At 53.8% G+C, this 6,658-nt stretch carries 4 protein-coding genes; all 4 read right to left on the bottom strand.

Features of this window, described 5'->3' with window-relative positions; genetic code table 11:
• Positions 1-173: 173 nt before the first annotated feature.
• The gene (gene pssA, locus ACT3RP_RS12545) at positions 174-1,088 is read right to left on the bottom strand and encodes a CDP-diacylglycerol--serine O-phosphatidyltransferase (protein WP_412767933.1); all 915 of its coding nucleotides are present in this window, start codon (positions 1,086-1,088) and stop codon (positions 174-176) included.
• A gap of 190 nt (positions 1,089-1,278) precedes the next feature.
• Positions 1,279-1,770 (bottom strand): acetolactate synthase small subunit, encoded by a 492-nt coding sequence (gene ilvN / locus ACT3RP_RS12540; RefSeq protein WP_096277993.1) that lies wholly within the window; start codon positions 1,768-1,770, stop codon positions 1,279-1,281.
• Complete coding sequence (locus ACT3RP_RS12535) at positions 1,770-3,494, bottom strand: acetolactate synthase 3 large subunit (protein ID WP_192536293.1); 1,725 nt, start codon at positions 3,492-3,494, stop codon at positions 1,770-1,772. The genes ilvN and ACT3RP_RS12535 overlap by 1 nt, the downstream gene beginning before the upstream one ends.
• A gap of 478 nt (positions 3,495-3,972) precedes the next feature.
• Positions 3,973-6,597, bottom strand: a complete 2,625-nt coding sequence (gene clpB / locus ACT3RP_RS12530) for an ATP-dependent chaperone ClpB (RefSeq protein WP_441686760.1) — start codon at positions 6,595-6,597, stop codon at positions 3,973-3,975.
• Between the last annotated feature and the right edge of the window lie 61 nt (positions 6,598-6,658).

Raw genomic sequence — 6,658 nt, 5'->3', positions numbered from 1 at the left:
AAAACATTTTTCGATGACCTGAAAACGCTAACCTGCTGACAAACCGAAGATTTTCACCTTCATCTACCGCTGGTAACGCTAGGCGTCCCCGGCAGCGGATGCGTACTTTACGGACTCGCTACCGGGTTGGCAAGGGCTCTGGTGAAAATAAGTATAAAAACTGACTGACCGGTTTAGCTCTTGGATTTTGCTTTGCGCATAATGGCTAAAACAGGCCCTGATGCCACGTAGGTACCAAACAGCAATAGCAGCATTACTGACGGCTCGACCGAGATCAGCACAAAGGCTAATACGATGGCTAACAGCACCACAAAAGGCACCGGCTTACGTACATCAAACTCTTTAAAGCTGTAATAGCGAATATTGCTTACCATTAATACGCCGGCGGCGGCCACAACGACCAGCATCAGCAGCTTGAAACCAAACGCATCGGCGTCAAAGCTATGGAAGGTCCAGACACTAGCGGCGACTAACGCTGCGGCGGACGGACTTGGCAAACCGATAAACCATTTTTTATCGACACTACCAATTTGGACATTAAAGCGCGCAAGGCGCAGCGCAGCGCAGGCAACGTAAAGGAAAGCGACCACCCAGCCGGTTTTACCAATGTCTTGCAGAATCCACGTAAACGCGACCAATGCAGGCGCCATGCCGAACGAGATCATATCTGCCAGGCTATCGTACTCAGCCCCAAATTCGCTCTGCGTATTGGTCATGCGTGCAACACGGCCATCCAAGCCATCTAGCACCATCGCAATAAAAATCGCCACGGCTGCCGAGGCAAATTCACCATTAATGCCAGCAACCACGGCAAAGAAACCAGCAAACAGTGCCGATGTGGTAAATAGGTTGGGTAGTAGATAGATACCTTTACGGCGAATCTTCTTGCCGTCTTCTACCGCCTCTTCGACCACTTCGGTTTCACGCAGAAAAGCAGCCGCCAGATCTTCATTGCCACCGCCCTCTGAATGTTCGTCAGCGCCAGGCTGTGCCGGGCTGGACTGATCCAGATCTGAACTCTCCTTGCCTAGTCCTGCGGCTGGCTCACTCGAGCCTGGGTGCTGTTGATCGCGAGCGTCCTGTGTCATAGGTTTCATCCATTAAAAGTGAAATCACGGGAACAGTGTTGGCTTTCATTCTACACGGTGAATGGCACTCAGCCAGCCAATTGCAACTAGGCACCGGCAAACAGAAGCGCAAAAGCCGCCCATAAAAAAACGCCGCCCCAGTCAAATCATGGAAGCGGCGTTCTTTGCTTACTTATCGCGCTACTGGCGCTTAGAGCGATAAAACCTTGTCACCGCGGGCGATGCCCGAAACGCCGGTACGCGCAACTTCGAGAATACCCACGGGTGCCATTGCCTGCAGGAACGCATCAAGCTTGCCCGCATCGCCCGTAATCTGCACGGTATACAGGCTGGGCGTAACGTCGACGATCTGCGCGCGAAAAATATCCACTGTACGCTTTACCTCATCGCGTGCTGCTCCCAGCGCTTTCACTTTCACCAGCATCAGCTCACGCTCAATGTGGTTGCCTTCAGTAAGGTCCACCAACTTCACCACATCAATCAGCTTATTAAGATGCTTAGTGATCTGTTCAACCACACGGTCATCGCCTATGGTCGTAACCGTTAAGCGCGAAAGCGAGGGATCTTCCGTCGGCGCTACGTTAAGCGTTTCAATGTTGAAATTACGCTGAGAGAACAGCCCGACCACACGTGACAGCGCACCCGGCTCGTTCTCCATCAGAATCGAGATGATATGACGCATCAGGTACGCTCCGTTTTAGACAGCAGCATGTCGCGCATAGCGCCTAACGGCACCTGCATCGGATAGACGTGCTCAAAAGGGTCGACCTTCACGTCAAGGAACACCAGCTCATGCTTGTCAGCAAACGCACGCTCTAGCGCGGGCTCAAGCTCTGCAATCGTGGTCACCGTAATCGCCGTAAACCCATACGCTTCAATCAGCATATGAAAATCGGGGAGCGATTCCATATAGGAGTGTGCGTGGCGAGATTTGTAGTTCAAATCCTGCCATTGGCGCACCATGCCAAGCGACGCATTATTCAGATTGACGATTTTAACGCCTACACCATACTGCTTACAGGTGGAGAGCTCCTGCATCATCATCTGAAAACTGCCTTCACCGGTCACGCAGACAACGTCGCTTTCCGGAAAATTCTGTTTGACCCCCATCGCGGCAGGAAAACCAAAGCCCATAGTGCCTAACCCACCCGAGGTAATGAGCCGGTTAGGTTTATCAAACTTGTAATACTGGGCTGCAAACATCTGGTGCTGACCAACGTCCGTCGTCACATAAGCCTCGCCTCGCGTAACGCGGCAGAGGGCCTCAACGACTTCCTGCGGCTTAAGCGCCTCGCCGGGTTTTGAAGGCTCATAAAGTTTGCCGACACGATCGGCACGCCAGCCATCAATTTTTTGCCACCAATCGGTGAGCGCCTCTGGGTGAGCAATTTTCTGCCCTTGCACCAGGCTAATCATCTCATTGATAACACTAAGCGCAGGCCCAACGATGGGCACATCGGCACGCACCGTTTTAGAGATAGAGCTTGGATCAACGTCAACGTGAATAATTTTGGCTGTCGGGCAGAACTTTGATGTGCTGTTGGTCACGCGGTCATCAAAACGCGCTCCGATGGCAATGATCAGGTCGGCATGGTGCATGGCCATATTGGACTCATACGAACCGTGCATGCCCAGCCAGCCCAAACACTGCTGATCACTCTGGGGGTACGAACCAATGCCCATCAGCGTCGTAGTAATCGGATAACCCAGTTGTTTAACCAGGTCAGTTAGGCCATCGCTGGCTTTGCCGGCTACCACACCACCGCCGGTATAAAACACCGGCCGCTTGGCCTTGAGCATTAGCTCCACGGCTTTTTTGATCTGCCCAGCATGGCCACGTGTGACGGGGTTGTACGAGCGCATCTTGACCTTTTTAGGATAGATGTACTCGTAGCGCTCGGTCGGCGCGGTCATATCTTTGGGGATATCAACCACGACAGGACCAGGACGGCCAGTGGCGGCTAAATAAAACGCTTTTTTGAGCACTTCCGGAATTTCAGAAGGATGACGAATCGAGAAGCTATGCTTCACGATAGGCCGCGTTACCCCGACAATATCCGTTTCCTGGAAAGCATCTTCACCAATCAGGTGGCTGGCAACCTGGCCGCACAGCACCACCATGGGAATTGAGTCCATATAGGCGGTGGCAATACCGGTCACGGCGTTGGTCGCCCCAGGGCCTGACGTAACCAGCACGCAGCCGGGCTTACCCGAGGCACGAGCGTAGCCATCAGCGGCGTGAGTGGCCGCTTGTTCATGACGCACTAAAATGTGCTTCACTTTGTCCTGACGAAATAGCGCATCATAAATATGCAGCGCTGCACCGCCGGGGTAACCATAAATGTGTTCGATGCCCTCATCTTGCAAGAAGCGGGCGATCATATCTGCGCCGGAAAGCAGTTCCACTGTATTTCTCCCCTAGAGGTCTCGAGTGCGAGCCGTACCCACATGGGCACGGTGTCGAGTGCGGCGGTATGCCGCTGCCGGCCAATGCCGGCACCTGATGCCAAACCCTGGCATGTGGCCCGGTTAGGGCCTGCACTCTCATCGGAAACGCTGCTTAATGGCAACAAAAATCAGCTGTTCCCTTGCACGGCGGTTTGCCGCGCTGGGGCGTTGGCCAGGCTGAGCGGTTAGCTCGAGCCTGGAAGTCCTTCGGCGGGTAAAGGCTTTTGCCTACCCATCGCGCGGGGATGAGGGGTTGCCCGTTAAGTCCGCGCCCGCAAATCAGGAACCGATAAGATTCCATTAGCACCCTCAGCGTGTCAACCTCCGATCAGGTCAAACGCAACAAACGTCGCCGTAAGCCATTAAAAAAGCCCCGTCAGCCATGCCGAAGGGGCTTTTTGCTTATTCAATTGCGCGCCAGTAGCGGCATTTATGGTTAGACAAACACCAGTTTTCCGTCTTCCGCCGCAATATGAATGGTATCGCCCGGCGTAAACTTACCGGCCAGCAGGTCCTGCGCCAGCGGATTTTCAATACGCCGCTGAATTGCCCGCTTAAGCGGCCGCGCGCCATACACAGGGTCAAAACCCACCACCGCTAGCTGAGCCATAGCATCGTCACTGATCTCAAGCTTCAACTCATGTTCGGCAAGGCGCAGCTTCAAGCGCTCTAACTGAATACCGGCAATGGCCTGAATCTGCTCTTGCCCCAGCGCATGAAATACGACCACTTCGTCGATACGATTGATCAACTCAGGCCGGAAGTGATTACCCACCACCTCCATCACCATGTTCTTCATCAATTCATAGCGACTGTCTTCATCAGAACTATTTTTATCAGAACTTTCTGTATCGGCGCCAGTATCACCGCCCATGCGCTGAATAATGTCCGAACCCATATTGGACGTCATGACGATCACGGTATTGCGAAAATCCACTGTGCGACCCTGACCATCGGTTAAACGGCCATCTTCCAACACCTGCAGCAATATATTGAAGACATCGGGATGCGCTTTTTCCACCTCATCTAGCAGCAGCACGGAATAAGGCTTACGACGCACGGCTTCGGTTAAGTAGCCGCCTTCTTCATAGCCCACATAGCCCGGAGGCGCACCGATTAAACGAGCCACGGAGTGCTTCTCCATAAACTCTGACATATCGATACGCACCATCGCGTCTTCGGTATCGAACAAGAAGTTCGCCAGGGACTTACACAGCTCGGTTTTACCCACCCCGGTGGGGCCGAGGAATAAAAACGAACCGTTGGGTCGATTGGGGTCCGAAAGCCCGGCTCTAGAGCGACGCACGGCATTAGCCACAGCCTCTACGGCTTCGTCCTGGCCAATGACACGTTCATGCAGCGCGTCTTCCATGCGTAGCAATTTATCGCGCTCACCTTCGAGCATTTTCGAGACAGGAATACCCGTCCAGCGCGACACGACTTCCGCGATTTCTTCTTCGGTGACATTAGAGCGCAACAGCTGATGGCTTGAGGTATCGGCTTCGCCCTCACTGCTTTCAGCAATTTTTTTCTCAAGCTCAGGGATTTTGCCGTACTGAATTTCCGACATACGGCCAAGATCGCCCTGGCGGCGCGCCTGCTCAAGGTCAAGGCGCACTTGCTCAAGCTCAGCCTTGAACTGGGCGGCACCTTGAATGCTAGCCTTTTCCGCCTTCCAGATTTCATCCAGGTCAGCGTACTCGCGCTCTAACTCATGGATCTGATTATTGAGGGCTTCGAGGCGCTTTTTAGACGCGTCATCGGTCTCTTTCTTCAGCGCCTCACGCTCCATTTTGAGCTGAATCAGGCGCCGATCAAGACGATCCATTGCTTCTGGCTTGGAGTCCAGCTCCATGCGAATACGCGAGGCGGCCTCATCGATCAAGTCGATAGCTTTATCGGGCAGCTGGCGATCAGTGATATAGCGCGTCGATAGCTTAGCCGCCGCAATGATCGCGGAATCGGTAATATCCACCCCGTGGTGAACTTCGTAGCGCTCTTTTAGGCCACGCAAAATCGCCACGGTATCTTCTTCCGAAGGCTCATCGACCAAGACTTTCTGAAAGCGACGCTCCAGCGCGGCATCTTTTTCAATGTACTTACGGTACTCATCAAGCGTGGTAGCGCCGACGCAGTGCAGCTCACCACGCGCCAGTGCGGGCTTAAGCATATTGCCCGCATCCATCGCGCCTTCCGCTTTGCCAGCGCCGACCATGGTGTGCAGCTCATCGATAAACAGAATGACCCGCCCTTCTTCCTGGGAGAGCTCTTTAAGTACGGACTTCAGACGCTCTTCGAATTCACCACGGAATTTGGCTCCGGCTAACAGTGAGCCCATATCCAGCGACAGCACGCGTTTATCTTTTAAGCCTTCAGGCACTTCGCCGTTGACGATACGCTGCGCCAACCCTTCGACAATGGCGGTTTTACCCACGCCCGGCTCACCGATGAGCACAGGATTGTTTTTAGTGCGCCGCTGTAACACTTGGATAGTGCGGCGAATCTCATCGTCGCGGCCAATGACAGGGTCGAGCTTGCCATCCAGCGCCCGCTGAGTAAGGTCCATCGTGTACTTATTGAGCGCTTCACGCTGGTCTTCCGCATTCGGATCATCGACCGTAGCGCCGCCTCGCAGGCTGTTAATCGCCGTCTCAAGAGTTTTACGATTAATCCCAACGTCTTTGAGCAGCTTAGTAAGAGGCGAATTCATTTCTAGCGCCGCAAGCAACACAAGCTCGCTGGCAATAAACTGGTCGCCGCGCTTTTGCGCTTCGCGATCCGTTAAGTTGAAGAGCTTGATGAAATCGCGCGATGGCTGCACTTCGCCGTCGAACTGTCCTACCTTCGGCAAATTATCCAGCTGCTGCACTAAACCGTCGCGCAGACGCGCACTATTGCCTTCGGCTTTCTCAATCAGCGCTTTAATACCGGTGTCTTTGGTGTCGAGCAGGGCAAGCAGCAAATGCGCAGGGTCTAGCTGATTATGGCCGCGGCCAACGGCAAGCGACTGCGCTTGGGCAATAGCGCTTTGGAGCTTGGCGGTAAATTTATCAAAACGCATGGCGTTCCTCCTGGGGTTGCCGTGCGTTTGGACGCACCGCGTAACCCGTTAACGTGTCGTT

It is taken from the genome of Halomonas sp. AOP5-B2-8 (genome assembly GCF_052376475.1).
Taxonomy (GTDB): domain Bacteria; phylum Pseudomonadota; class Gammaproteobacteria; order Pseudomonadales; family Halomonadaceae; genus Vreelandella; species Vreelandella casei.
Note: the sequence above shows the minus strand (reverse complement) of the source record. Positions and strands in the feature narration are given on the sequence as shown.

What these genes read in the sequence shown, in the direction of transcription:
- ilvN (WP_096277993.1), bottom strand. Translation starts at nt 1,770, where the DNA reads ATGCGTCATATCATCTCGATTCTGATGGAGAACGAGCCGGGTGCGCTG.
- clpB (WP_441686760.1), bottom strand. Translation starts at nt 6,597, where the DNA reads ATGCGTTTTGATAAATTTACCGCCAAGCTCCAAAGCGCTATTGCCCAA.
- pssA (WP_412767933.1), bottom strand. Translation starts at nt 1,088, where the DNA reads ATGACACAGGACGCTCGCGATCAACAGCACCCAGGCTCGAGTGAGCCA.